Source organism: Enterobacter cloacae complex sp. 418I7, from assembly GCF_050030705.1.
Lineage (GTDB): Bacteria > Pseudomonadota > Gammaproteobacteria > Enterobacterales > Enterobacteriaceae > Enterobacter > Enterobacter intestinihominis.
Window position 1 is genome coordinate 3443630 of the sequence record NZ_JBLGUU010000001.1, and the last position, 25055, is coordinate 3468684.

The window sequence follows — 25055 nt, forward strand, 5'->3', positions numbered from 1 at the left end:
TGCTTTATTACCTGGCACAGCGCTATTAGGTTATCTGGTTATCTGCATCTCAGATGCCGTCACCCCTTCAGGTGTTGGAACGAGTGACCACAAGCGTGCATCAATGCCGTCATTTTGCAGTTTGCGCATGAAGTAGCGGGCCTGAAGGGCATCATGCGTTGCAATTACAATCTGGAAGCCATGATCAACTATGTAATCGCGCAGTAAATCGAATACGGATGCTGCGTGGACCAGGTCATGATGCTGTGTCGGATCATCCAGAAGCAGGCAGCGCCATGAGGACCACTGGTGTTCCAATGCCATGGAGAGCAAGAAGGTAAGCTGTAGATCAGTAAGCTGAGCTTCGCTCGCTATCGCCGGAACCGGTACTGACTTCCCATGCAAAGGAACAGATACTTCAGCATGTTCCTTTCTGTAGATACTACGAAAACCCAAACTGGTGCCAGTAAAACGCTGTTCTCGCACTACGCGTTTGAGCAAAGCCTGCCACCTTGGAACGACAGAGAGCACATGTTTTTGTACATTCGAGATCTCAGCAGACAGGCAACGATTGAGCGTCTCCATCGCTTCAGATAATTGCAGCAACTGCATCTGAATTGCTCTCTCGTTATCAATTCGCTGGCTGAGGCTCGTAGCAAATTCCTGTTCCGATGATGTTCCTCGGCGACGATCTATAAGCCCTTGTGCCAAACGAGTCTGTTCCAGCTTGCTCCAAGTGCCAATCTCAATTTTGAGTGTTTGTAACTTTTCTGAATGTCGGGACAGGTCAGCAACGGATGACTGTAGTTGAATCTCTTTACTGCTCGCCACTTCGTGCGCGGGATCGCCGAGGAAGGACAGTTGTCTCCATGAATATCGGATTGAGGCTAGCTGAGCCTGAGCGTCAGTGATCTGCTTTTCGATGCCACTTATCTTATTATTAGCTTCAGTTAAAGGGATATTCTGTCTATCCAGTGCAGACTGCTCAGCCTCAATTTGCGATTTTAATTCAGTGAGTCGAATGGCATTTTTGTTTTGCTCAATGGATAAATCAGCCAGCGTTTTTGAAGGGAGTGCACATGTTGTTATTGCAGCTAGTGCAGCGGTTGTTTGTTCAAGATTAGCCAAGGCTCCGGCCCGATTCTGCCGCGCAGTATCCAGTTCGCGAGTCGCCGTTTGGTACGCGTTTTTAGACGCTTCCAATATTTCAGGTGTCGGTAAGGGGGCAAGATTATGCTGTTTTTCGTCAAGTTGATGTTTCGCTGAAGCATTTGATTCTTCGCGACGCTGGATAGATGCTTTCGCTAGTTGTACCGTATCTCCGTCAAGAAGGATGTTTGTTTTGAGTTGATTGATATCCGCTACTGAGCGAACGATATCGCCTCGCAGTTCAACAATTTTACTCTGGCACGTTTTCAATTCTGTTTCGGCATGTGTCACTGATTCTGTACATCTACGTAAATGATCGGATGCGGTTTTGACGCACTGCTCTGCTTCGATAACTTTGGGATCTATAGCCTCTAATGATTTGGTAATGCGTTCATGAAGAATGGCAGCGCCGTGTTCCACTCCACATAAAGGGCAGTCCCCGCGATCCTCTGGTATATGTGCGGCAATGGAGGCTACGGATTGCCTTATTGTGTCAGCAGTAGACGTGAGCGTTTCATGGAGCTGCTTCACTGAAAGCTCATCGGTTTCAGCTAATGCCTTTAACGTGTTTGCGGTATGAAGACGCTCCTGAAGTACACGCTTCTGAATTTCCTCATTGCTAACCGAGTCGGTAACGGTCGAGATATGTTGAAGAATCTCTTCCCAGCGCTTGATAAGTTGATGAGCGGTAAGTAGTTCACTATCTACAAGTAGCAGAGATTTACGCTGTTTACTTATAAGTTCGTGTTCAATACGGAGCTGTTCGTTCCCTTCATGTACGAGTCGCAAGGTTGATGCCAGAGTCTGGGCGTCGGCCAACGCTTTGTCAGCTGACGCCAAATCATGCTTGCGTTGTTCGAAGGTCTCTTTGGTTCGCGCCTCACTATTGAGCCGGTTAAGCTGCTGTATAATTACATCACGTTCAGCTTCAGCTGTGACGAGTTCCTTCTGGAGTGTATTTTTTTTATTAACAAGCTGAGATCGTTCCTGTTGTTTTTGTGTCAACTCTTCTTTAGCAGTTATAAGCGCATTGCCAAGCTGCTCAGAACTCACTTGCTCAGAAACGAACCGGCCAATTAGTCCATCCACTTCCATAAGCGCTGCAATCTGTTCGCGAAGTTGACTCAGCTTGGCTTGTACTGTTTGCTCTAATGCATCGTGCATTGTTTCCAGATTGCTGATACCCACTGGTGGAACCAGTAAACCTACTGGCAATTGTTCTGCACTCTGAGTATTGCGAGCGATTTCTGAGATTGATTCTGCAATGTTTTCTTTGCTGCGCAGTGCGGCCTGAGATTGTGTTGCGGCTTGGTCACGATCAAGAATCAGACTTTGCCATTCCCCAAACTCGGCTTCGAGCGCCTCAAGGGATCTGTTCGCTTGCTTCAGCTTCTCAGTGAGAACGCGGCGAATGCCACCAAGAGCATTACTAACTAGGGTTCCATCTTTACCGATTGGCAAGCGAGCCAGCTGAGCGCCCGCAACTTTTGCATCCGCTTTTACCAGCCATTGTCCCTCGCGCTGATCCAGTAAGTGGGTAAGTCTCAGTAAAAAGGGGATGTCCTCGGCATTCGTATCCGGAAAGAGAGAGCTTAAATCACCAGTCCTTTTGACGTCACCTCCGTTGCTCACCTGCGCAGAGGCTTGTACATCCCCAAAATCCAAGACCACCTTAGCCACTGTCTGACTTTCCCGGATGATAGGTGAGAGATTCTCACCTAGACGAGAAATATTACCTGTGAGACTGAATTCGATAGCTTCGAAGAAGGCCGTTTTCCCCGTGCCGTTAGGGGCCAGTAGAATAGTTGCACCGCCACTGAGCTCAATTTTGGTGTCTGCACCGTATCGGCGGACGTTTGATAGCGTAATAGATTTAAGGTGTTTCATTGGAAGTCCTTCTCTCCAAACGCCATATCCCTCAAACAATTAACAATTTCATCGCCAGATTTCTCAGAAAGCAGCAATTCACGCCATTTTTCAAGGTGAGGTTTTACCCAATTGTGGGCTTGACACATCGCGTTCAGGGAAGCTAGAAGAGGATCGCTGATATCATTCCCATCTCTTGCGGGTGTTAAAGACGCCAGAAAACTCCGATCAAGGAAAGAATCGATATCTTCATGCTTCCTGAGTACCAATTTTCTACAGAATCGATCGTCCGTTTCGAAACGGGCAGCATCTTCTGACTCAACTCCGTCGATGAGCATAAACATGTAAAGGTCTGCTGTCTGCGGCTCTGCAAGTATGTCTCGGATATCAGCGGCCCATCTGAAAGCACTCTGGATATTATCGTGGTTACTAGGAAAGGCCGTGATCAACACTGTCCGCCATCCGGCATTTTCCCGATTAATGCGTCTGAGTTGTATTGCAGTCATGCCGATATCAATTGAGGGTGAAACCATTTCGTCCGCATCTACCAAATGAACTTCATAGCGGCCCTCAGCACGCTTGGTTATAGCGGTAACGAGTTCTTGGATTGTCGGCATTTCAGGATCCTTTCGTATTCTTCTCAATGGCCGATTCACGAGCGAGTTTTCGATCTTGCCATTGCTTAGTGAAATGTTGGCGTACGGAGTCAAGTGTCCCGTTATGTAAATGACGAAACATTCCAGACCGCGTGACAAGCAGGTGCGGTTGACGCTCAGCGGCCATACTGGTCGCAGTCTCTGCGTCGTCAGCCATTCCTATATTTAATAATTCTGATGGGGATGTACTCACACCCGATAAGATCACGATGGGATCCGGATTAGGTCCGATAACAGCTATTAACGGATCGTCAGAAAGCTCCCGCACTCCCGAAAAACCACCAGCAGGGCCAGACCAGTACTTAAGAGCAATGCTCAATACTGGGCCTCCTTCCTGAAAAGAATCCCAGTTATTGCTGCCTTCAGGGAAACCCACTGCAACCAGCAATAAGGTTTCAACAGCAGTAACGAGAAGATTTAAAGTACGAAGGCCCAACCGAAGCGCATGCTTTTCATTTTTTCTCTCAGTTTTCGGATACAGAAGCTGATCCATGAATTTTCGGCGGTTTTCAGGTGCAGCGGCGAACCCGCCCAGCCATGACTGCCAGACCGTATCCATCGCATCTGCTAGCGCCGAATCTGAGATTGAGCCGAGCTTTGCTGAAACCCCTTGGAGGAGGCGTTGCCACAGCAAGTCGTCCATGGCTTTAGCAAGCGCTTCAGCTTCTCCTCGGGCTGCACTTAACGACTTAAATTCATGATCTTGTGCACATGCTAGGCGTTCAGCATTCTCAAGCCAAGGCAGATCGCTGTAGTCATGTTCTGCACAGCCAAGTGTGTGTCCAATTTCATGACCAACGCTACTGCGCCACGCTGGTTCACCTAACATCAGCCCTTGACTGCCCTGGGGTAAGTGCAAAGCCATACGTACGATGGCCGAAAGAAGAGTCAGATTATCTCCAACCAGGGGGGAGTAATTGGCATAGACTCTGAGCTTGCGGTTGCCGGGCTCACTACTCCACATGTGCTCAACGACTCCTTTTGCAGACCTTGCTGTGGGACTGGCAAGATCAAGAGTTCCGGCTAATGACCAAGTTTTGCTAGCCATTGTAGAACCGTCGCGTAACTGATACTGCACCCAGGTTTCAACATCAGGGCGCAGTTCACTTCGCAGTTCCTGGACTACGTCATGGCAGCCCAAGGCTGCTACGTCAGATGTTTCTGCCGCGATATAGGTAATTAAACGGTCCAGTGTACGATTCGGATCGCTGAAGTAACGACCAAGCGAGTGAATTGTCCTATCTTTTAATGTCGCATCGTTACCGATACAATTGATTTGAACCATGCGAAGCACATTTCGTATCTGACTCCAGTCTTCGAATCCACACCAAGTTGTTAGCCATAAATAAGCCCTCGTGGTTGGACCATCCTGACGCTTAGCTAATTCCTCTATACTGAGTCCTTTTTGACGACAAAGATCACAGACTTCTTCTAAATGATTGACTGAAAAATTATCTTTTATCTGCAGATGCAGACCCACGAGAGTGAGTCTGAACTCACGGTTGGGAAATTCATCAAGTTTTCCCGCTTTCGCGATTCTGGCAAGACTAGAAAACGCCGAGTCTAAAACGGAATTGGTCGGGGAGATGGGCGAGGAACCCTTTCTGGATTTTTTAGCGAGTTGTACAGCTTTATCAGGATCTTTGGTACAAAAGTCAGTCGACTGGCGCTTAATCTGTAAATGCTCATAGTGGTCTGTGGTGTGCATGATGACCACATCGTCCCACTCCTCAATGCCACCTTGTTCAGCACCAAGCGACAGAGGGGCCAGCCTTCCACTTAAGAATTTCTCAAGCATGTCCGCCAGACGCTGAGCAATCACCAGCTTTTCATAGTCAGACTTCCGCTCTAACCGGAACCTTCTGAGCATTCAGATTTTCCTTATTGCATTTTTAGCCCCGAAGAAATGAAGGATATGCTAACTGAATGGACAAAGATTTTATAGTGAGTTTGACATTCATGTGTAGCCGCTCGATCTTTGGAAGCTCATCACAAATCACACTCTTCAGCAGCTTCATGTCTTGTTTGCTGGTATGTTTGCATTGAACGGTAAAACTACCGTTCATGATCTCGCCGGAACTAGTCTCCGACCAAGAGCCATAGAAAGCGCCATCACGACCGCCATCAACACCGTCAGAAATACCTGGAACGTCTGCCCAAGAGTTTCTTTCAGGATGCACGAAATGAGATCTTCGAAAGCCTTCCACCCAAGTTTGTAGAGATCGAACTGGATTGATTGCATAAAGTTACGTCAGAGCTAATGGATATGAGTACTGTTACCCTTTCCAGGGAACGCGCCAAGTGTTGCCATCAGCACCTTTGGCTCCCTTGCCACTGCGTTCATCTGTGCGGAAACATTTTTCTTTACCACACATTCCCCATTGCAATGGAACGCCATCAAGTTGCTCATTTAAATCTGCCATTTGCGCCCGGCGTTGCTGTATTTCATCTAGAGAAGGCACCAGAAACATAATGGATGCGATAAAAACCAACACCAGTACAAACTGAGTACCCAAGATATAGAACCAGTTTCTATAGTTGAGGTTTTTTGCCGCTTCCTGGTACTGCTCTGTTGCTCTCTGGGCCGCCTCATTCGCCTGTCGAAATTGGACACTCAACAGCTCAGCCGCACGATTGGCAGTCATTTCCGCTGAGCCATTTATTTTGTGAGAGACATCGTTTTCCAGCCTTTTGAGACGAACATCTAACCGGTTGATGAAAGAAGCCAATTCTGCCGTTGCCTTCCTGGCCTTCTCACCGTCGCACTCTGCGGCTTCCCGCAGTGTTTCTGCCGCATCAAAGAACAACTGGACATCACGATCTGTCAAACGTTTTTCCACGTTATCGCCCATATTCCCACCCTCGCTCCATCTTCAGTTCTTTTTGCTTAAGCTCCATTTCCAACGCCCTCTCCAGCCGCAACTCCATGTCTTGTCTGTATGTCACCCATTTTCCATAAGACATGTTCAAAGCCATCAAATCTTCCAGCGCGACAAACTCCATACAGCCGCCAGCACCCACAATGACAATCAACGCTCCAGCACCTGTCTCGCCCACGCCCTGACACCAGCGTACAAGTTTCAGATACTCCTTCTCCTGCACATCGCGTTCATCACTCCTCGACGTAACCACATCATCAGCTACGGATTCAATGTATTTTTCCAGTGCGAATAATTGCTTCGCTGGTTTCCCTGTGTCGAAGGCATCAAGGTAAGGAGAAAAAAAAGCTTCAACTCCTTTCAGAGGGGACGGTGTTGTTTCCACGTACCAGTGGACTCGGCGGGAAATACTCAGCATTTCCTGCTCTCTACAAGAAATATCCCGAAATTCCTGTTTGTCTTTTAGGATCGTCGATAATTTATTGTGACGGCGACGTTCCTTTGTTGAACGATTCCCCTGTGCCTTGAATTCGATAAGACGCAGTGTACCGGGAAATTCGAGCAGGACATCCCCCAACGCCTTGTCCTCGGGAGTCTGCTGCAATAAACTGACAGCCCCCGGAAGGTATCCGGATTTAAGCCGATTTCCTATGGAAACGCCCAATCCATAGAGAAAATTACCAATCACCACGTTTTCGTACAGTTTCACGGTTCTCCTTTCGCTTCACAGTTACCACGTAATACCTATTCATTTATCCACCGTTACAGAGAATGACTTCTACAATGAAGTATTCCGCCAGAGGACACCACACATTCTTAATTTTAATCAAATCGCTATCCGGCGACTAAGGTTCCTCAGCTTCGGCCATTTCACGGGTGCGCTTATCATGAGTTAATTCATTACTTTCTCATACTGTAGAATACAAAATTCATTTTTTTATTCTGTGATCTGACCAACCCAGCTTGTAGAAAACGCCCCCTAGTGATATGCGAGCATGGCGCGACGATGCCGATCGCGGTTTCGCTGATAGAGTACGCAGATAATTGATATTCATTCCCATGTTAATTCTGTCAGGAACATCTGAGTACCAGATGTTCTGGTTGTAGTCTGTTCGCTTCAAACAGGGACTACTACACGTTTTGCATTAGTCCGCCCTGAATATACTCTAACCTTCCAGCCCCTCTGATACTGTTTAACGGGCAATGAAACTGCTAACTTTTTTGGATCTTAACACCTTATTGATTACATCTTTAAGCTCCCCCCTTGACCATATGTCGAGTTTGTTACGGATAGATTCTTCCCTGCTCCCCGTATCACCATCCCATCTGTCAGAATTTATTTTTTTATCATATTCACAGAGAGCGGGGATTATGTATTCAAAAAATTCTTTCTTCGTTTTCCATCCGCCAACAGGAACATCGTTTAAAGCAGAAAGATTCTTAGCACAAATAAAAACACAAGGCTTCAAGTGCTCAAGATCTTGCAGTTTATTCTTCCCTCCCATGCTAGAATTCATTTTTCGGCATATGTTATCGAAATCACGTCTGAATCTATGATACTCCTGTGATTCTGTACCATCATTACATGAAATGCAGCTATTAATATAAGAAAATGCATCAAGCAGGAATTCACAGCTCTCTTTTTTATTACCTGATTCATATTGAAATTGTGCCCAATAAAAATCTTCAACAGCCATAGAGATATATAAAGATTCATATTGTGTACCATATAGTCTCGCAAGCCCTGTCAGTTTATGACCAACAATGTTGCTACGATTTTCACCCCGAACTTCCACATAAGTTTTCTTATAAACAAAAGGCTTTTCAACCATTACCCCATGAATATTTATAAACTCCTGTGAGTACCGAATATCATCATCACAAGCCCTATCTAAATCAGGTTGCCCCTGTTTTTTAGCCAATTCAATCATTTTAAATTCTTCGATTTTATCATGAGCGGTTTGCCTGTACCTATGTAGAATGTCCTCACATTCGCCTTTCTTTTCAGCTTCAAGTTTCCTTCCCAACTCAAGAAACTTGCTTTCAAAGACGGCACAAAGCTGTAGATAAAAACCATCAAAAAAATCAACTTTCACATTTTTCATAAAAAGTAAACGCCTTAAGTAAATTTATTCGCATTTTACTTCGAGTGTATGCCGAATTCGGCTATGTCGGCAACATGTGACTACCCGAACAAACGCATACTAAGGAAGCCTAGATGTTACAAAACCACCTCTCCTCACATACATCCAGTTACGCAAATATTCCTGATTCACCGAGGATCTTGAGGCTAAAAGATGTCATGAAAAAAATGGGTATTTCACGCTCAACCATATACGACTGGCTTAATCCAAAATCGCCACGCTACGATGAAACATTTCCAAAACAACGACAACTGGGAAGGCAATCCGTTGGCTGGCTGGAGTCAGAACTGAACGAATGGGTAATGCGACGTTAGATATCATTTCACCGTATCAGTGAACCGGGGCAATGTCCCCGGTTTGCTCAACAAAATCACATTTCTCTCCCGTAATTCGAATGCAAAAAAAAACAGACCTGTATTACCGCAATGAATATATTGCAGCGATATTGCTGTATCGAATTTTTTTCATTCCGGAGGCTACATGTCTGATTCAACAGAACGGGGCATTAATGTCCTGAAGCAACCTTTATCCATTCTTCCTGGACACATCTCCGATTTGGTGCTGGAGCATATACGCCAGAGTATTAATTACGAACCCGTGATTGGCATCATGGGGAAATCTGGTGTCGGAAAATCCTCGCTATGCAATGCCCTTTTTGAACAACCTCTCAGCCCGGTCAGCCATGCAGAAGGCTGCACACGTAAACCTTTGCACTTTACCCTGAACGCAGGAGGACGCAGCCTGACGCTGGTCGATCTGCCGGGCGCAGGTGAATCGCTGAAGCATGATGAGATATACCGCCATATGTACCAGGAACAGTTACCGAAGCTGGATCTCATTCTCTGGGTGATGAAAGCCGATGACCGGGCCTGTACCACAGACGAAGAGTTCCACCGTTTTCTACTGGATTGTGGCGTATCGACAGACGGCATTGTTTTTGCTATCAACCAGGCTGACAAAGCCGAGCCATCACAGGAATGGGATCGTGAAAAAGGATCTCCTTCAGTGGAGCAACTCATGACGCTCGCAGCCAGAAGTGCTGCCGTTTCACGCCAGTTCTTTACCCCTTACCCGGTGCATGCTGTTTCAGCAAAAACCGGTTACAACATGTCTCGCATAGTAGAAACAATGATTTTTGCCCTGCCACCAGAGGCTACTAGTGGCGTCTTTCGCCAGATCAGGAAAGAACATCGCACCAAAGAATCGGAGACTAAGGCCCGAAAGGATTTCGCGGATTTGTTGGGAGAAGTATTGAGCAGGATTCTGGAGGCCATACCTCTCCCCAACGTGATACGCAACGGACTGGGAGTGCTCAGAGAAGGGCTGGAGAATGCAGCTACCGCAATATGGCACTGGTTTTTCTGATGCACCTCTCCACTAAGTTAAGCCACCTGAGAATTGTGAATTTCAGCGACAGGATATGTCGCGACCAGCTTCAGTTCTGTCTCTGAAAAAATAGTTATTGTTAATCAGGATATTACTTAATTATTTGTCTGGACGTTTTTTCTCTATTCCTCCCCTTACTGCGACACATCCTGACGTGCGAATGATTCATAATAACCTCATGAAAAACAGTAATTTATCCCTGGATATTTTTTCTGATGAACAATACATCAACTCGTTATGACCGGTTTGCCATCAGGCTAACACAGATTATCAGCAGGTTACTGTCAGGAGAGTCTCTTGACCTTAAAACCCTGGCAGAAGAGTTTGGAGTATCTGAACGAACGTTGCAGCGAGATTTCCACCAGCGACTACTCCACCTTAATATCGTCAGTGAGAATGGACGCTGGCGGCTTGACGGGAAACGCTTTACAGACAGCTCGTTAGATGTTCTGGCATTTATGCGCAACACCGGTATCACTCAATTGTTTCCGTCGCCTGACCGCAGGTTGATGCATTACCTCACAGGTGAAACATCATATTCCCCCTGCCTAATCTGGCCTTCATCGCATTCCGACTCGGTTGTGTCATCAGAATGCTTTCAGCGGCTGATACAGGCGGTCTGTCAGCAAAACCGTATTCATTTGCTGACTGACGGTGATTTTCACACAGTCTTGGAACCTTACCGACTTATCCACACGGAAGGTAATTGGTATTTAGTTGCCTGTCAGGCCGAAATAATCAGGGTTATTCCAGTAGCCAGCATCAACCAGGTGAAATTAACCACAGAGAGTTTTGTACGCAGGGATGACATCTGCCATCTCACTGCGGGTGAGCGGTTCATCGCATCCTTACCTCATTTTCCTTATATCCACGATGTAATGAATTCGGCTTATCATCGTTCATGTAAAAAATATTATCCATCAAATAAACAGTAGTAAAAGAGGAGCAATTCATCAATTAACAATAGTCCACTCACTTAATTAGCAGGTTATATGAATCTTGTAAAAACGAAAGTATCTTTATATCTGCTCATATTGTTAAGCAGTTATTCGCAGGCCTGTCAGGAAAACTGGGATTTAAAATGCACACTTGATACGGGTGAGGTTATGACCCTGAGTCATAAAAAGGATACTGTATATATTTACTTTGAATCTCAGGATAAGAGTTCAGATAAAGGTCGCACAGTTATCAAACTGGACACAAATTCAGGTGAAGCTCAACAGTCCATCACAGTAAATGATGTTACTGACAGCAGAGTCTTTGTATTGCGAGGAACAGGAGAAGATATAGAAGGTGCTATTGCGATCGCTTATGAAGAGTACAAAGGTCAGCCCGACGCTCATATCAGTGTCATGAACCCTATGGGTAAAGAAATTGAAAGCCACGCTTGTTTGACCGATACGATAAATACCAAGAGCAACTTACTTCATAAAGGCATCGAACATGTGCCCTTCATTCATTAAAACCAGATCAAATCGCCTTATCAGGCCTAATTTAATCAAGACTGAATAATTTAACAAAACTTCAAAAGGAATCACTCATGTCTAAACAAAAAGTACTTACTGAATTGTTTATCGGCTGTTCAATCTTTATTCTTGCTGGCTGTGATGACGTATCCGCTTCAAACAATCAGGAAATTATAAAATCACAGGTATTATCAAATATCGATTCAACCAGAACCCTGGGGACCGCATTAGAACATCGCCAGCGATGTGAATCCTTTCAATGGGAAAATGGAGCCGATGAGCAAGGACGCCTAACCGTAACTTATACGTGTGATATGTCGATATCTGCAACTAATGATATCTGGAAAAGGGAAATGACTCGGTTTGCTAATGGATACGCCAGTTTGATAGAAAGCGCAAAGCGTTCTATAGATCAATACAATGAGGCCTGTGTCGCCAATGGAAGTGATCCTTATTGCTTTAAGAAAGAACCAGACAATTCAAAATTGAAAGAAGGTTTAAGTGCTGCTAAAAAACTGGCTGAAAATGAAATCATCAAAGTTAAGCAAGTTATTATCTGGAGCGTTTTGCCAGATACAGAGCAATCCGTCCAACTGCTCTCAGCAAAATATTATTTTGATTTTAATAACGGCTCTCAGAGCTGGGCTAGCCAACAAGGAGATAACCTTCTAAAAGATATTTACAACAACAATGAGAACAATAACCCCATTATAGGTTTAATCGGCTACGAAGCAGCCAAGATAAACTGTTCATATAGAGCAGATAGTGCTGCTTGTAATTATTTAAAATGGTAGCCATGAATAAACAAAATTTTGGTATAAAGCAACAAACCTAAATTCAATAATGACAAAATCATTAACATTAAAAATACAGCCCACTAATGATTTTGTCTTATTTACTCATAAACCAGACACGATGTGAAAAATTATTTAAACCCTTTCTTGGACGACATAATTCAACGTGATTTTCATCCGAAGTAAACTCCAGTAACTCACTGACATCACATTTAAAATAATGACAGAGAATGCTTAGCACTGGCAGCTCAATCCGGGTGGCGTTATCTCTCCAGAGCGCTGTGACAGTACTACGGGGAAGACCGGTATCGCGTACCACATCGGCAACCTTTAATCTGCGTTCACCCATCAGTCTGTTCAGGTGGCACCTAATCATCAATCACTCCTGTCATACAGAAAATCAAAATGTCATGCAGCAAAGCATTTTGCTTCACAGATAATAAAAACGTCAGCATGTGTCTGTCAGACGACTGACCTGAGTTAAACATTAACTGTAAATTTACACAGCTCTCGTCTGTTTTTTTCAAATGCGGGTACAGAGTGTGCTTTTCATTAAGGATAATTTTCTGGAAATTCCCCCCTGCGATTTCTGCTCTACGGAGCAGGAAAAGCAGAGGAGTAGTTGTGGATATCTTACATTAACGATTGATGCCCACCATTTGACTGACCGAACCGTTGCCATTTTTGAATTTACTTATAGATACCAGACCAGCCTCCTCAAGATATTTTAACGCGTTGTTAAAGCGGGCTACATCACGCAGCTGATAGGGCGCATAACGTCTTATTTCTGACTTCGCGACAGAGGAATTATTCCAGAAAGAACTTGTCATTAACCACTCCCAGAGCCTTTTGGCATCCTCCTTATCGGAAGTCAGGCTGGCAGTCAATATATTCACTGCTTGTTGATAATAATATTCCATAATCAGAAAAATATAATTTAGCGTTCCTAAATTAATGTCATCACCCTCAAATTCATAAAAAAAATGCATCAATGCTGCCAGCCTTACCGCATTCTCAGGAAGCTTTGATAAAATTCCCGGAAGTGCATCATGCTTTTCTTTCTCTGTTAATATCCTTTGCTCAATTTCATTTTGATACTGTGCAAAGCGCCTCTCCGCGTCAGCAGAAAAATGCAGAACACAAGGAGTGGTTCCGGCAAGCGTTTGTTCAAGTAATTCCTCAACTCGTTTGTTAAATTTATCCAGAACACTGGTATCTACGTGGATATCAGGTTGATGCGTTCTTATACCCTGCGTTGATGTAGTTACAGACCACAGACAGCGGGCAAAAAAACCATTTCCCTGGACACGAGCACCATGCTTTTTCCTGAACAGGACTAACTCATTTCTCTGGGTGATTATAAGCGCCATAAGTCTGGCGTTATCAACGTTCAGACGATGTCCTTTACGCTCCACATCAACACTCCCTCCATCCCAGAGTTGATTAAAAAGAGGTGTATTACCCATCGCCCGCCCATTAAAAATCACACCGCCTTCATCGGAGATTAAACCTGACGTACCTATGCTTTCAACCAGTCCCTGGATAATAGCCTCAGGTGTAGCATCACTATAGAGTAGCTTGGGGCGCTTTGGCTTTTTAGGTTGATGGGTAAAGTGTTCTCTCAATTGTTCCTGCTCAAATGTGCTGTCCTCACCCATGTCTGTTTTTTTTCTAATTTGGCGAAGTATGGTCTTTCTGATGGCCCACCATGACTGTGAGTCCGCTTCATAAATATTCATTTCCTCCTCATAGTCCTTCAACTTTTTTTTCTGAAAGTCTTGTATTGGTTTCTGCAGCAGATTGAACACTGCCGTTTTCCTCTCCCCTGATTCAGCCAGAATAATACTGTACAGGGACACAGGGCTTCTTCTTCCGTCATTGTGTTCAAACTCCACCACACCCTGGCAAGCATGTGACATCACTGACAACTGTGTTCCTGCGATCAACTCTGTCGGTGCATGCGTTATGGCTTGTATAGCCCCTGTTACCTCTTCGAAAAGATGTGGGAAAACAAGTTTCGAGAAATTCGTAACAATCGGGTTCGTATTCATGTTTATCTCCTGTGAATCCTTTGGATGAAGAGCAGGAGAGCAACTTAAACATTAAAATTTATGTTGTGAAGCCACCTCAGAGTAATTAGATTGTATCGGACTAAATTAGTTTATAACATCAATCTGTAAGCATCATAAAAATTCAAAATGATTTAACCTCACGACTCTTAATAATTACTTACCAATCTTTTTATTTACAAATGAGACGCATCTTACTGAGTTACACCTGATATTCACCAGCCCCTTCGGCAATATAATCGATATTTTTATTCATTTAAAAAGCTTTTAGTTAACCAGTCTTATAATTCACCGTCCCTCTTCACTTAATACTACAACCAAAATTTCGTTCCCCATCTGTAAAACATTTACTTTTCTCTTTAGCAAGATAACTTGAGCGAAATATCAGCTCTCTGTAAGCTTCACTTTGCTTACCGTCTTTTGCACTTATGTAATAGCATGGATTGTCAGGTATCTGTACCAACTCTTTATTTTTGGGATAAATCAAATTAATAGCGCTCATCCATGCTTCACGGATAAAACGAAGCGGTATTCCATTATCACTCTCAAATGATCCAAGACTATTAAATGCATCCCGATTGAGCAGAAGCAAAACATGATAGTGTTTTTTATAATTTGTAGGACAGAACTCCCTTGCCCACACAATGCGAGATGATGTTTCACGTACCCGTTTACCTGCCTTTTTCTGTTTAAATTCATAGTGTTTTATTTTCGTGTTAAGCGAAGCATTAAACCGAGAGATTGCAGCGGCATCTGTTCTGGCATAATCATCTGCAATGAGCATATCACAGAGTGGTCTGCAAACGGGCATATGGAGGTCCACCCTTACCGCTAATACTCGAGGATACTCATCCAGCGTTTTGTCAATTGTCTGCTCTATCCGTTTTAGCTGATATTTATTTAGGGGTCCATGGGATTTGATATATTTATACTGAATAGTTTTCGGAGCCAATTCTGTTATATTAGAATACATATTCTACCCTCACTACTGATTACAGTATTTAATTATTCAATTTACATTACCAACATAAAGTAAATACGTCATGATATTTACTTAGCATGAGTCCTGTTATAACTAACTTATTATCACTTAACAATAACTCTTACATGTTCCCTACATAGACAAACGCCATTAGCTATCCACAAATCGCAAAAATGACAATAAAAGAAGAAAACTATTATTTTTGGCAAATTAAAACTCCAGAACATTAAATTCTGGTCTAGAGTTATCACATATAATGGATAATAAAAAACAAAGATAGAATTTAAATCACATCTATATTACCCAACCGAATATAACGTTATTTTATCTTTAAAAACATTCAACTCTTGCTCAATCATGAACAAGGGATTTATTTTTATTAATAAGGAGTTATTCCATGCGTTTAGCAAGCCGATTTGGTGCGGTCAATCTCGTTCGCCGTGATCGTCCATTAACCCGAGATGAACTAGCGCACTATGTCCCGAGTGTGTTCAGCGAAGAAAAACATGAATCTCGTAGTGAGCGATACACCTACATCCCGACCATTACCCTGCTTGATAACCTGCAGCGTGAAGGCTTTCAGCCATTCTTTGCCTGCCAGACTCGTGTGCGCGACCAAAGCAAGAGAGAGCACACGAAACACATGCTGCGCCTGCGCCGTGAAGGGCAAATAACCGGTAAGCAGGTGCCGGAAATCATTCTGCTTAACAGCCATGACGGCTCCAGCTCATACCAGATGTTGCCGGGACTATTTCGCGCAGTCTGCCAGAACGGGCTGATTTGCGGTGAGAGCTTTGGTGAGGTACGAGTGCCGCATAAAGGCAACGTGGTGGAGAAAGTCATTGAAGGGGCTTACGAAGTGCTGGGGATATTTGACCGGGTGGAGGAGAAACGCGATGCCATGCAGTCGCTTTTGTTACCGCCACCAGCACAGCAGGCGATGGCGAAAGCGGCATTAACCTATCGCTTTGGTGAAGGGCATCAGCCGGTGACGGAATCGCAGATCCTTTCCCCGCGCCGCTGGCAGGATGAGAGCAATGATCTGTGGACCACTTACCAACGCATTCAGGAGAACTTGATAAAAGGCGGGCTATCGGGACGAACGACGAAAGGTAAGCGTGCTCAAACCCGTGCGGTAAAAGGTATCGACGGAGATGTAAAGCTCAATCGCGCTCTATGGGTGATGGCTGAAAATATGCTGCAGCTTGCCTCATGAACCTTTTTATTATCCCTTCCCTCAGGCCTTGCCAATAAACCGGCGAGGCTTTTTGTTTTAAGGAGCAAATATGTCTGTATTCAATTTATCCCCGGTATTTCCTGCAAATGAGCAGCAAGTTATTCGGCGAGCATTACGATTGCTGGAAAAATACCAGCGTCAGCCGAGTAAGCCATTTACCTCCACCAGCTTCACCAAAACCTGGCTTCAGTTACAGATGGCTCATCAGGAGCGTGAAGTTTTTATCGTGATGTATCTCGACAACCAGCACTGCTTGCTGGAGCGAGAAATACTTTTCACTGGCACGCTCAGCCATACAGAGGTACATCCCCGCGAAGTTGTTAAATTGGCCCTCAAGTACAATGCCGCAGCGGTCATCCTTGCTCATAACCATCCGTCCGGTACGACGGAAATCAGCCAGCAGGACAAACATATTACTCAGCGGATCGTGAAAGCCTTGGCACTGGTGGAAGTGCGCGTGCTGGATCATCTCGTTGTTGGAAACGAAGTGGTCTCTTTTGCCGAGCAGGGTTTGCTTTAAACGGGGGGTATCCATGTCATTAACACCATCTCAGGAATGGGGGCTACAAAGCGATTTCGCCCCACGGTTTGGAGCAAGGTTGATTCAGGAGGGTAATCGGCTGCATTACCTGGCTGACAGGGCTGGGTTGACGGGGGGCTTTATCCCGGAGCAACTGCAGAAATTGGATCAGACTTTCCCGCTGTTTATAGATCAACTGGAATCAATGCTGCGTTCCGGTGAGCTAAATCCACAGCAGCAACATCAGGTGATCATTCATCTTACGGGTTTAACCTGCATAGCTGATACTCGTGGCAGCTGCGGCTACGTTTACCTCACTGTTTATCCAACCGATTAACACCTTCTCTCTTCTTCTTTTCTTAGGATTCTGCCCATGCACATTTCAACTGTACCGGCCACAGTGCCGGTTTCGTCACGTCTGTCTCCCGTGCAGGTCTGGCAGCAACTGCTGACGTATCTGCTGGAACACCATTACGGACTGACGCTTAACGACACGCCATTCCATGACAACACGGCCATTGAGGAGCATATCGACGCAGGAATAACACTTGCCGATGCGGTGAATTTTCTAGTGGAACGTTATGAACTGGTACGCATCGACCGGAAGGGATTTTCATGGCAGGATCAGACGCCATTCCTCAGCGCTACCGATATTCTCAGAGCAAGGCGAGCTACGGGGATAATGAACACTTAAATAGTATCAGTCACCTTCCCTATCTCTCTTCCTTTTACTCATCAAAATACTGTGAAAAATTTTTTAGGCACCTAAATAGGCACCAGCGAAAAGTTGAACTAGTAGTTACCAAAGTAAATTCAATAAATTACATAACCAATTCAGACTCCGCCAGCCCACCAAATAAAACAAGGGGTTACGTGAAAACGTAACCCTTTTTTTGCCCATGTCCACATTACGTCCACTCGGCAAAACTTTGGCCAGCGCTAACTTCAGTAACCCCAGTTTTACATTTTTGCATCCAGTGCCCATATGCCGCTTGCCACGCCTCTTGTTCATCGGCAAAAGATGTTCTGCAATAGGCAACTACTCAATGCCTTTTGAACCAAACTCCGAGTACAGGGATGACCAGCTCTGTCGCTATATCCTTACAGCATTCCCGACCCCATAGGACAGGTGGATTATGCAAAATTTCTATCATCTTGATCAGCTGATTCAGGGTTATTTCAATCAGGATCATGACCTCATAAATGAGGGAGAGGATACTATTGAGGGCACTATTGAACTCTATAAAAAAACAGCCCCAGATTGGATGTTAAAAGAGTTAGCCGAAGAGGTCGATTGTTTCCTTGCGCTTTACGGAGACAGGCTGGATGAGCAATTCAAAAGCCGGTATGGATTTGATTTCTCACCTGAGTTGTGGGATTCAACCCCATTCGATTTCCTGATGACTGTACGCAGACTTGCCCTTTCTTCGAAGTAGCTACAGGAAGACAAACCCGTAACGGCTTAACCGACCTCAGACCAGCAACAGCCGGTCTTTTTCTTTCTAAATATAAGTTAAGGGTGAACAGTTAAATCCAAAAAAGCTTTTTCTTGGTGTGATCCATTCAAAAAACAGGTTTGCTTAACCACAGGAAACACTGCAACAAATCGCCATTGGCATACCGTGAAAGTAGAATTTATAAATTATCAACAAAAAACAGCCTATTAATGAATTTATTAAGACTCCACCAGCCCAATAATCCTCCATCGGTGATTACCAGAGTCATCCGATGAAGTGCTGAAAGCCCGCACGGCGCAAGCTCTGCGGGCTTTTTATATCTGTCCCTTCTCGCCCAGCGCCCCCTCACACGCCAGCGCCAGCACCATCAGCGCCGTCTCATCCTCCTGCACCGATAACATCTCCATCCCCACCGGCAGACCGATACGGCTTACGCCGCACGGCAACGTTATAGCCGGCAGGCCGCTGATGGCGGCCAGTTCCGGTGCGCAGCCTGGCGGCATCTTCGCCATACTTTCTGGTAACCGTTGTACGGTGGGATACACAAATCCGTCGATGCGCTGCGCCTCCGCCACCTGGCAAAGGCTCTGCCGTAACAGGCGCTGAAAGCGACGCCCCGCCAGCCAGTGCGGGGTTTTCAGCGTGTTACTCACCAGCATCTGACGTAGAAACGGCGCAAACTCTTGCAGGTAAGCGCCGGAGTCCACAATGCTTGTTAGTCCGGAGGGAGCGCCAGGCTGTTTGCTAAGCCAGTCGTCAATCGCCACGCGAAATTCATACAGGCTCAGGCATGTCGCCTGACTTACGTCGTCCAGCAAAGGTAATGATACCTCCACCAGCGTTGCTCCGGCACGACGCAACGTGTGCAGCGCCGACTGCCAGACCTCCAGCTGTACCTCATCCTCTCCCTGTAACGCGGTTACCACACCAAAGCGAACGCCTTTCAGCGAACGCACAGGAAGCGCAACCGGTGGCAAACCATGGATCACCGAATGCAGCAAGGCGGCATCTTCAACGCTATGTACCATTGGCCCAACGGTATCTTTGCTGGGCGAGAGCGGCGCCACGCCATCCAGCTGTGAACGGCGAAAAGCAGGCCGTAGCCCCACCAACCCGGTATAGCTACAGGGAATGCGGATAGAGCCGCCGGTATCGGTACCCAATGCGCCATCCGCCATCCCCGCCGCCACCGCCGCGGCGCATCCTCCGCTGGAACCTCCGGCGGTGAGTGACGGGCGAAGCGGGTTTGCCACATCGCCCCCCAGCGAGCTTCGCGAGCGCACGTCAAAAGCAAACTCGGACATATTCGCTCTGGCGAGGATAATCGCTCCTGCCCTGCGCAACCGCTGTATAACAAGCGCATCCGACGTCGCGTTAAGTGAGGCCAGCGCCCGGCAGCCAAGAGTAATGGGCATCGGTGCGCAGGCAATATTATCTTTGACGATCAACGGCACGCCGTGCAGGGGGCCGATCGGCTCCCCGCGTCGACGCTGCTGCTGATGCTGTTCCGCCTGAGACATGGCGTCAGGGTTAACCCCGAGGATCGCGTTGAGCGCCCGGTGCTGCTGAATGACGTCGAGACGGCGGGCAATTTCCTCCGGGCAGTCGTCTGGCGGTATCAGGCGCTTCATAGACTCAGGCTCCCTCGTAATGAAAACCGGGCAGAAGGCTGCCCGGGATACGTTTTAGTCCCGCATGCCGGTAGTAATGGCATCAATGTCCTGCGGACGCAGACGAATTTCCGCCGCCCGTCGGTGCCCCTGCATCCCCTCGGTACGGCTCTGGCGGATCGCCGGTTCTGCGATTGCCGGGATACCCTGCTCGTCAATCCACTGATGGGTACAGATTTTGACGTACGCCCCAACCCACAGACCGCCGGTATAGCGTGCCGCCGCCATCGTCGGTAACGTATGGTTGGTGCCGCAGCATTTATCAGAGAACACCACGCTGGCGTTCTGACCAATAAACAGCGAGCCATAGTTGCGGATCTTCGCCGCCGTCGCGTGCGGATCGCGGGTATGCACCTGCAAATGCTCCGTCGCCATATGGTCAGCAAACGCAATCAGCTGTGCTTCATCTTCGCAGAGCACAATCTCACCCTGCCGGCGCCACGCCTCCCCCGCCGTGGCGGCCGTTGGCAGGCTGGCAAGCTGACGCTCAACCTCCGCCAGGGTACGCTCAGCGATATCCCGGCTGGTTGTCGCCAGCCCGACGCGGGTATGAATATCGTGCTCTGCCTGCGCCAGCATATCGGCGGCCAGAATGCGCGGATCGGCGCTGTCGTCAGCGATAGTGAAAATCTCGCTCGGCCCGGCGAGGGCATCAATGCCGACTCGACCAAACACCTGGCGTTTCGCTTCGTTAACGAAGGCGTTGCCTGGCCCAACGATTTTGTCCACCGATGGAATGCTCTCCGTTCCCCAGGCCATGGCCGCAATGGCCTGCGCGCCACCTACCCTGAAAATGCGGTGCGCGCCCGCCAGATGGCAAACCGCGATCATCGTCGGATGCGCTCCCGGCGGCAGACAGGCGATGATCTGTTCGCAGCCCGCCACCGTCGCAGGGACAATCGACATCACCGGCGCAGAGAGGATCGGGTAACGCCCACCCGGCACGTAGCAGCCCACCGTCTGCACCGGGATGATCCGGTGACCGAGATGCACGCCAGGCAGCGTCTCAACTTCCAGCGGCTGCATGGTCGCCAGCTGCGCCTGCGCAAAACGACGCACCTGATTAATAGCAAACTCGCTGTCGCGACGCGTCTGGGCATCCATCCCCGCCAGTGCTTCGGCGATCTCCTGCTCGCTCACCTCAAACTGCGTCGGCACGACGTTATCAAACTGCTGCGAAAAGGCTCTTAGCGCCGTATCGCCTTCGGTTTTCACGCGCTCGATAATGGCGCTGACCTTCTCCGTCAGGGAACGATCGGCCTGCGCATCCTGCCCCTGCGGGCGCTTAATCCAGCTCACCTGATTTAACATTTACGCGTCCTCCATCTGGCCGAGTTTGATTTGCGCCAGCAGCGCAAGGTGGTCATACACGACCCATTCATCAACAATTTTGCCGTTGACGATGTGGTAGTGCGACATGCCCATCACGAACAGTCGTTCTCCGGTCGGCTTGCCCAGTTCGCCGTAACCCAGGTGATGCCCTTCGATGATCCAGCGAACCGCCACTTTGACGCCGCCTTCATCGCACGGGTTGGAACAGATATGCTGCGGCAGCCACGCGCCGTCAGGGATCATCCCCACCAGCGCCAGCGTCTGATGGGTTACCGCCGCGGTGCCGTACAGCTCTTTCATCAGCGGGCCATGCCACTGCACGTTAGGGGCGTAAACCTCTTTGATTTTGCCGAACATCCGACGATTGTAGATCTCGTGCAGCCAGCGCAGACACTGCTCTTCCGTATCGGTGTGTGCAATGGATACATCGCACTCCATCTCCGGCGGATATTGTCCCAGCATGCGGCCATTTTCGCCGATGTCCATCACGCGGAAGCCTTTATCGAACTGCTCCTTTGCCATATTAAATGCGATTTGATCGGTATTCAGGCCAAGCTGTTTCATTAACGACATGTTGTCGCTGACCACCCACTCCCGGTAAATTTTATTCTCGTGGATCATACAATCCGCCACGGTACGGGTAACGAAGGTGCGGTTGGTCGGCTTGCCTAAATGGCTGTGCTGGGTATGCCGCCCGCTTCCCGTCACCAGGTGAGAGGTATAAAAACCGTCAACATCATTTCCGTTCCAGATAACCTGGGTTGCCATGCCGCGCCGCTCCGGGAAGGCAATTAAGCGTTGCAGCGTATCCTGTACCACCTGCTCACGGTTATAGAGTGTCCCCAGCGCGTTATACAGCACGCAGTTATGGGTATAGTGAGAATAAATTAAGCCGACATCGCGCTCGTCCCATATTTTATGGGTGCAGCGAACTATATAATCGACAATATCGGTATAGCAGTCATCAAAGCCGCGTAATGATTGCACGCGCGGTCTTTTTTCCGGTACCAGATCGACAAAATCACGACGTTCCACCTGTAATACAGGTTCCTCTTTCAGCGATTTCACGCTGCTTTTTTCGGGTACGGCTGGTGCTTTATTTGTTGCTTCGGTGGAAGACATATAAACTCCTGCTCTGTTTTCAGACAATAAGAACCCGCACCCGTAAGTGAGGGTGAATTAAACTCGATTATTTTCGGCAGCCAGAATAAGGGGGCTGCCGCCCCTGTTAATTCACTATTTGCGACCAGATCGCTAATTCATCGATCCCCAGATATTCACGGAAAATTAAACCATCACGTAATTCAAGCTGGCTGATACCGGTAATTGATATGGGTTTACGGGTTGGCGCACCAAATTTGCCGTAACCGTCATGCCAGGTTAATAACGACCAGCGCAGGGAAAGCCGATTCGGCTCGTTAGGATCTTTACGCACAATCAGATGATGGAGCTGCGTTTCGCTGTCGGCAAATGAAGCGCGGTAGCCAGAAAGCTGTGCGCCAATTTCCTGCTCACCGGTGCAGAGGCAATGACCCGGCGCGTAAAGCGTCGCCGCCGGGTGATAGAGACCGGGCACCACGCCACTGTTACCGCCCGCCCACATGGTTAAGTAGCGCTCAACGACGCCTGCCAGCGCCCCTTCTACGTCGTCGCCCTCGGGCCCGCCCGCCCAGCGGGCATCCAGCGTCTCGGCAGAGACCGCCTCCACGCCAAGCTGCTGGCGCATGGTCGCCAGGTTAAAGGCAAATTCGCGGATATCCAGCCCCAGTTGCGCCACAATCGCTGCACGATCCTGAAGCAGCCACTCCTGGCGTACGGCCCCATCAACACAGATGCGATCGGCCCAGGTGCGGACCCAGACATTTTTCCCGGTCGGCGGGCCAAAAAACCCCTCCCCCTGATGCTGAATGCGGGCTACGGTACGCTGAGCCGCATAGTACTCGTCCCCCGGGTTCTGGCTGCACAGAATATCCTCCGTCAGCACCGCTCGCTGCGGGAAGCTGTGCATCGCCTCAAGCGTCAGGCGCATAAACTGGGAAAGCTCATGCAGCTGTTTTTCGGGGGTAGTGAAAACCACCGGCGTGGCGTAAAAATCCGCCAGCTGGCCGATATCTTTCTGCTCCCACACCACGTGCGTCAGCGTCAAAATGAACTGCTGGATAGAGTCGAATTGAGGGCTGAAGCCCCGCAATCTGGTCATGTGCGCTCCTTAGACTGGAATAGCGTTAAACCATTGGTTTCGATAACGCCGCTGCGTGGGCGACGCGCCGAGTGGCGTATCACCAGCGTACCGGGCACCGTAATCTGTTCAGGCTCTATGGTTCCGCTGTCAATTTGCTTCATTAACAGTTCAACCGTGGCATCTACCATCGCGCCGACCGGCTGCGACGCCGAGGTCAACGCATAAGAGGGCCAGCCGGAAGGGCCGATGTCGTCATACCCGACAATGGAGACCTCCTCCGGAATGCGCAAACCAAACTCATAGCGCGCCACATCCATTACCGTGACGGCCATATGATCGTTGGCGACAAAGACCGCATCCGGCGCTGGCGACGCCGAAAACAGGGTATAAGCCGCCCGGGTGGTTTGCTGAGCGTCGTAATTCCCGTGCACCACCCGCACATCGGTGATGCCATGTTCTTCCAGCGTGGAGATGAACCCGTGCTGGCGGGCGATATTGACCGGGGAATCAGCCACGCCGCCCACGTAGGCAAAACGCTTGTGCTCCCCCGCCAGCAGAAACTCGGCAATCTGCCGCGCGGCCGCTTCGTTATTACTGTTGACGCTGGAGGCCATGCCACTCTCTTCGCTGCGGTTAAACAGCACTACCGGGATCCCGGCGGCAAGACACTCCTCGGACAACTCCAGCGACAGCGTCACCGAGGCCAGCACAATGCCATCCACCCGGTACTGCATAATCTGGTCAAAAATACGGTCAACGTTACCTTCCCGGTCGCCAACGAACAGCAGCAGGTGATAGTTCAGCGTATCCAGCTTTTGTGCCAGCGCCTCCAGCACCTGCGAGTAAAAGGGGTTATCAAAGTAAGAAATGACGACACCGATAATGCGCGAACGCGCCGTGTTGAGCGAACGGGCTATCGCATTCGGGCGATAGCCCAACTCGCGCGCCGCCTTCAGCACTTTTTCACGCGTTGCCGGTGAAATGCTGGCCCCCGGCGTGAACGTTCGCGACACCGCAGATTGCGATACCCCCGCCAGTTGAGCGACCTGTTGGGATGTGACTGCTGCAAAAGTCTTACGTTTCATTACCCCTGATTCCTTATCAACGTCCTGCCCATTTGCGCGTGCTTCAAACGCCTCAGCAAGTGGGTGTTTTTTATACTTACACCACCTTTGCATGCGTATGCAACACAAAAAATTAAAATTCTCACAACAAGATCGAGATCACTTTACAAACATGAAACCTTTTCGTAACTTCAAATCTTGAATACGTATGCAAAGAGTTTTC

At 47.9% G+C, this 25055-nt stretch carries 24 protein-coding genes; 10 read left to right on the plus strand and 14 right to left on the minus strand.

Annotated features, from left to right (window positions below; genetic code table 11):
• Nucleotides 1-30: 30 nt before the first annotated feature.
• The 6 genes from ACQG0S_RS16565 to ACQG0S_RS16590 form a co-directional block, all read right to left on the minus strand.
• On the minus strand, nucleotides 31-3015 hold the full coding sequence (locus tag ACQG0S_RS16565) for an AAA family ATPase (protein ID WP_048965923.1): 2985 nt from the start codon (nucleotides 3013-3015) through the stop codon (nucleotides 31-33).
• A complete protein-coding gene (locus tag ACQG0S_RS16570) occupies nucleotides 3012-3611 on the minus strand; it encodes an ABC-three component system middle component 1 (RefSeq protein WP_063137591.1) in 600 nt (199 codons plus the stop codon). The genes ACQG0S_RS16565 and ACQG0S_RS16570 overlap by 4 nt, the downstream gene beginning before the upstream one ends.
• 1 nt (nucleotide 3612) lies before the next feature.
• Nucleotides 3613-5520 carry an ABC-three component system protein gene (locus ACQG0S_RS16575; RefSeq protein WP_426750598.1) on the minus strand — a complete coding sequence of 636 codons (1908 nt, stop codon included), beginning with the start codon at nucleotides 5518-5520 and terminating at the stop codon, nucleotides 3613-3615.
• A gap of 406 nt (nucleotides 5521-5926) precedes the next feature.
• Nucleotides 5927-6502: a hypothetical protein gene (locus ACQG0S_RS16580; RefSeq protein WP_048965927.1), complete on the minus strand. Its 576-nt coding sequence runs from the start codon at nucleotides 6500-6502 to the stop codon at nucleotides 5927-5929.
• On the minus strand, nucleotides 6492-7238 hold the full coding sequence (locus ACQG0S_RS16585) for a hypothetical protein (RefSeq protein WP_048965928.1): 747 nt from the start codon (nucleotides 7236-7238) through the stop codon (nucleotides 6492-6494). The genes ACQG0S_RS16580 and ACQG0S_RS16585 overlap by 11 nt, the downstream gene beginning before the upstream one ends.
• A 484-nt stretch (nucleotides 7239-7722) precedes the next feature.
• Nucleotides 7723-8634 (minus strand): hypothetical protein, encoded by a 912-nt coding sequence (locus ACQG0S_RS16590; protein WP_048965929.1) that lies wholly within the window; start codon nucleotides 8632-8634, stop codon nucleotides 7723-7725.
• Between the two features lie 113 nt (nucleotides 8635-8747).
• Here ACQG0S_RS16590 and ACQG0S_RS16595 point away from each other — a divergent pair, with 113 nt between their 5' ends.
• From ACQG0S_RS16595 to ACQG0S_RS16615, 5 genes are all read left to right on the plus strand, one after another.
• Nucleotides 8748-8987: a helix-turn-helix transcriptional regulator gene (locus ACQG0S_RS16595; protein ID WP_074142804.1), complete on the plus strand. Its 240-nt coding sequence runs from the start codon at nucleotides 8748-8750 to the stop codon at nucleotides 8985-8987.
• A gap of 166 nt (nucleotides 8988-9153) precedes the next feature.
• Nucleotides 9154-10038, plus strand: a complete 885-nt coding sequence (locus ACQG0S_RS16600) for a GTPase family protein (RefSeq protein ID WP_048965930.1) — start codon at nucleotides 9154-9156, stop codon at nucleotides 10036-10038.
• Nucleotides 10039-10274: 236 nt separating this feature from the next.
• Entirely contained in the window at nucleotides 10275-10994 is a 720-nt protein-coding gene (locus tag ACQG0S_RS16605; RefSeq protein WP_048965931.1) for a helix-turn-helix transcriptional regulator, read from the plus strand.
• A gap of 57 nt (nucleotides 10995-11051) precedes the next feature.
• Complete coding sequence (locus ACQG0S_RS16610; RefSeq protein ID WP_048965932.1) at nucleotides 11052-11522, plus strand: hypothetical protein; 471 nt, start codon at nucleotides 11052-11054, stop codon at nucleotides 11520-11522.
• A 77-nt stretch (nucleotides 11523-11599) separates the two neighbouring features.
• The gene (locus tag ACQG0S_RS16615; RefSeq protein ID WP_048965933.1) at nucleotides 11600-12319 is read left to right on the plus strand and encodes a hypothetical protein; all 720 of its coding nucleotides are present in this window, start codon (nucleotides 11600-11602) and stop codon (nucleotides 12317-12319) included.
• Nucleotides 12320-12416: 97 nt separating this feature from the next.
• On the opposite strand, the gene ACQG0S_RS16620 is transcribed toward ACQG0S_RS16615, so the two are convergent.
• The 3 genes from ACQG0S_RS16620 to ACQG0S_RS16630 all read right to left on the minus strand — a co-directional run bounded on the left by ACQG0S_RS16620 (nucleotide 12417) and on the right by ACQG0S_RS16630 (nucleotide 15361).
• Complete coding sequence (locus ACQG0S_RS16620) at nucleotides 12417-12695, minus strand: helix-turn-helix domain-containing protein (protein WP_074142805.1); 279 nt, start codon at nucleotides 12693-12695, stop codon at nucleotides 12417-12419.
• Between the two features lie 262 nt (nucleotides 12696-12957).
• Nucleotides 12958-14370: a YfjI family protein gene (locus ACQG0S_RS16625; RefSeq protein ID WP_426750603.1), complete on the minus strand. Its 1413-nt coding sequence runs from the start codon at nucleotides 14368-14370 to the stop codon at nucleotides 12958-12960.
• Between the two features lie 319 nt (nucleotides 14371-14689).
• Nucleotides 14690-15361, minus strand: a complete 672-nt coding sequence (locus tag ACQG0S_RS16630) for an inovirus Gp2 family protein (RefSeq protein WP_048965935.1) — start codon at nucleotides 15359-15361, stop codon at nucleotides 14690-14692.
• A 406-nt stretch (nucleotides 15362-15767) separates the two neighbouring features.
• On the opposite strand from ACQG0S_RS16630, the gene ACQG0S_RS16635 reads away from it, so the two are divergent.
• The 5 genes from ACQG0S_RS16635 to ACQG0S_RS16655 all read left to right on the plus strand — a co-directional run bounded on the left by ACQG0S_RS16635 (nucleotide 15768) and on the right by ACQG0S_RS16655 (nucleotide 18563).
• Entirely contained in the window at nucleotides 15768-16586 is an 819-nt protein-coding gene (locus tag ACQG0S_RS16635; protein ID WP_048965936.1) for a DUF932 domain-containing protein, read from the plus strand.
• Nucleotides 16587-16656: 70 nt separating this feature from the next.
• Nucleotides 16657-17127 (plus strand): RadC family protein, encoded by a 471-nt coding sequence (radC, locus tag ACQG0S_RS16640; protein WP_048965937.1) that lies wholly within the window; start codon nucleotides 16657-16659, stop codon nucleotides 17125-17127.
• A gap of 13 nt (nucleotides 17128-17140) precedes the next feature.
• Nucleotides 17141-17464, plus strand: coding sequence for a type IV toxin-antitoxin system YeeU family antitoxin (locus ACQG0S_RS16645; protein ID WP_048965938.1), 324 nt, complete (start codon nucleotides 17141-17143; stop codon nucleotides 17462-17464).
• Between the two features lie 36 nt (nucleotides 17465-17500).
• Nucleotides 17501-17821, plus strand: a complete 321-nt coding sequence (locus ACQG0S_RS16650) for a TA system toxin CbtA family protein (RefSeq protein WP_048965939.1) — start codon at nucleotides 17501-17503, stop codon at nucleotides 17819-17821.
• A 442-nt stretch (nucleotides 17822-18263) separates the two neighbouring features.
• Complete coding sequence (locus ACQG0S_RS16655; protein ID WP_048965940.1) at nucleotides 18264-18563, plus strand: contact-dependent growth inhibition system immunity protein; 300 nt, start codon at nucleotides 18264-18266, stop codon at nucleotides 18561-18563.
• Between the two features lie 335 nt (nucleotides 18564-18898).
• Here ACQG0S_RS16655 and ACQG0S_RS16660 read toward each other — a convergent pair whose 3' ends face one another.
• The 5 genes from ACQG0S_RS16660 to ACQG0S_RS16680 all read right to left on the minus strand — a co-directional run bounded on the left by ACQG0S_RS16660 (nucleotide 18899) and on the right by ACQG0S_RS16680 (nucleotide 24853).
• Nucleotides 18899-20215, minus strand: coding sequence for an amidase (locus ACQG0S_RS16660; RefSeq protein WP_048965941.1), 1317 nt, complete (start codon nucleotides 20213-20215; stop codon nucleotides 18899-18901).
• 54 nt (nucleotides 20216-20269) lie between these two features.
• Entirely contained in the window at nucleotides 20270-21565 is a 1296-nt protein-coding gene (gene hisD, locus ACQG0S_RS16665) for a histidinol dehydrogenase (protein ID WP_048965942.1), read from the minus strand.
• Nucleotides 21566-22708, minus strand: a complete 1143-nt coding sequence (locus ACQG0S_RS16670) for an ester cyclase (RefSeq protein ID WP_015571629.1) — start codon at nucleotides 22706-22708, stop codon at nucleotides 21566-21568.
• Nucleotides 22709-22814: 106 nt separating this feature from the next.
• Nucleotides 22815-23786, minus strand: a complete 972-nt coding sequence (locus tag ACQG0S_RS16675; RefSeq protein ID WP_023298418.1) for a nuclear transport factor 2 family protein — start codon at nucleotides 23784-23786, stop codon at nucleotides 22815-22817.
• A complete protein-coding gene (locus ACQG0S_RS16680) occupies nucleotides 23783-24853 on the minus strand; it encodes a LacI family DNA-binding transcriptional regulator (RefSeq protein ID WP_048965943.1) in 1071 nt (356 codons plus the stop codon). Before ACQG0S_RS16680 ends, ACQG0S_RS16675 begins: the two co-directional genes overlap by 4 nt.
• Between the last annotated feature and the right edge of the window lie 202 nt (nucleotides 24854-25055).

Excerpts from the sequence above, each read along its gene's own strand:
- ACQG0S_RS16570 (WP_063137591.1), bottom strand. The coding sequence starts at position 3,611 with ATGCCGACAATCCAAGAACTCGTTACCGCTATAACCAAGCGTGCTGAG.
- ACQG0S_RS16645 (WP_048965938.1), top strand. The coding sequence starts at position 17,141 with ATGTCATTAACACCATCTCAGGAATGGGGGCTACAAAGCGATTTCGCC.
- ACQG0S_RS16600 (WP_048965930.1), top strand. The coding sequence starts at position 9,154 with ATGTCTGATTCAACAGAACGGGGCATTAATGTCCTGAAGCAACCTTTA.
- hisD (WP_048965942.1), bottom strand. The coding sequence starts at position 21,565 with ATGTTAAATCAGGTGAGCTGGATTAAGCGCCCGCAGGGGCAGGATGCG.
- ACQG0S_RS16620 (WP_074142805.1), bottom strand. The coding sequence starts at position 12,695 with ATGATTAGGTGCCACCTGAACAGACTGATGGGTGAACGCAGATTAAAG.
- ACQG0S_RS16675 (WP_023298418.1), bottom strand. The coding sequence starts at position 23,786 with ATGACCAGATTGCGGGGCTTCAGCCCTCAATTCGACTCTATCCAGCAG.
- ACQG0S_RS16575 (WP_426750598.1), bottom strand. The coding sequence starts at position 5,520 with ATGCTCAGAAGGTTCCGGTTAGAGCGGAAGTCTGACTATGAAAAGCTG.
- ACQG0S_RS16650 (WP_048965939.1), top strand. The coding sequence starts at position 17,501 with ATGCACATTTCAACTGTACCGGCCACAGTGCCGGTTTCGTCACGTCTG.
- ACQG0S_RS16670 (WP_015571629.1), bottom strand. The coding sequence starts at position 22,708 with ATGTCTTCCACCGAAGCAACAAATAAAGCACCAGCCGTACCCGAAAAA.
- ACQG0S_RS16580 (WP_048965927.1), bottom strand. The coding sequence starts at position 6,502 with ATGGGCGATAACGTGGAAAAACGTTTGACAGATCGTGATGTCCAGTTG.
- ACQG0S_RS16635 (WP_048965936.1), top strand. The coding sequence starts at position 15,768 with ATGCGTTTAGCAAGCCGATTTGGTGCGGTCAATCTCGTTCGCCGTGAT.
- radC (WP_048965937.1), top strand. The coding sequence starts at position 16,657 with ATGTCTGTATTCAATTTATCCCCGGTATTTCCTGCAAATGAGCAGCAA.
- ACQG0S_RS16610 (WP_048965932.1), top strand. The coding sequence starts at position 11,052 with ATGAATCTTGTAAAAACGAAAGTATCTTTATATCTGCTCATATTGTTA.
- ACQG0S_RS16590 (WP_048965929.1), bottom strand. The coding sequence starts at position 8,634 with ATGAAAAATGTGAAAGTTGATTTTTTTGATGGTTTTTATCTACAGCTT.
- ACQG0S_RS16660 (WP_048965941.1), bottom strand. The coding sequence starts at position 20,215 with ATGAAGCGCCTGATACCGCCAGACGACTGCCCGGAGGAAATTGCCCGC.
- ACQG0S_RS16680 (WP_048965943.1), bottom strand. The coding sequence starts at position 24,853 with ATGAAACGTAAGACTTTTGCAGCAGTCACATCCCAACAGGTCGCTCAA.
- ACQG0S_RS16630 (WP_048965935.1), bottom strand. The coding sequence starts at position 15,361 with ATGTATTCTAATATAACAGAATTGGCTCCGAAAACTATTCAGTATAAA.
- ACQG0S_RS16565 (WP_048965923.1), bottom strand. The coding sequence starts at position 3,015 with ATGAAACACCTTAAATCTATTACGCTATCAAACGTCCGCCGATACGGT.
- ACQG0S_RS16625 (WP_426750603.1), bottom strand. The coding sequence starts at position 14,370 with ATGAATACGAACCCGATTGTTACGAATTTCTCGAAACTTGTTTTCCCA.
- ACQG0S_RS16605 (WP_048965931.1), top strand. The coding sequence starts at position 10,275 with ATGAACAATACATCAACTCGTTATGACCGGTTTGCCATCAGGCTAACA.
- ACQG0S_RS16615 (WP_048965933.1), top strand. The coding sequence starts at position 11,600 with ATGTCTAAACAAAAAGTACTTACTGAATTGTTTATCGGCTGTTCAATC.
- ACQG0S_RS16595 (WP_074142804.1), top strand. The coding sequence starts at position 8,748 with ATGTTACAAAACCACCTCTCCTCACATACATCCAGTTACGCAAATATT.
- ACQG0S_RS16655 (WP_048965940.1), top strand. The coding sequence starts at position 18,264 with ATGCAAAATTTCTATCATCTTGATCAGCTGATTCAGGGTTATTTCAAT.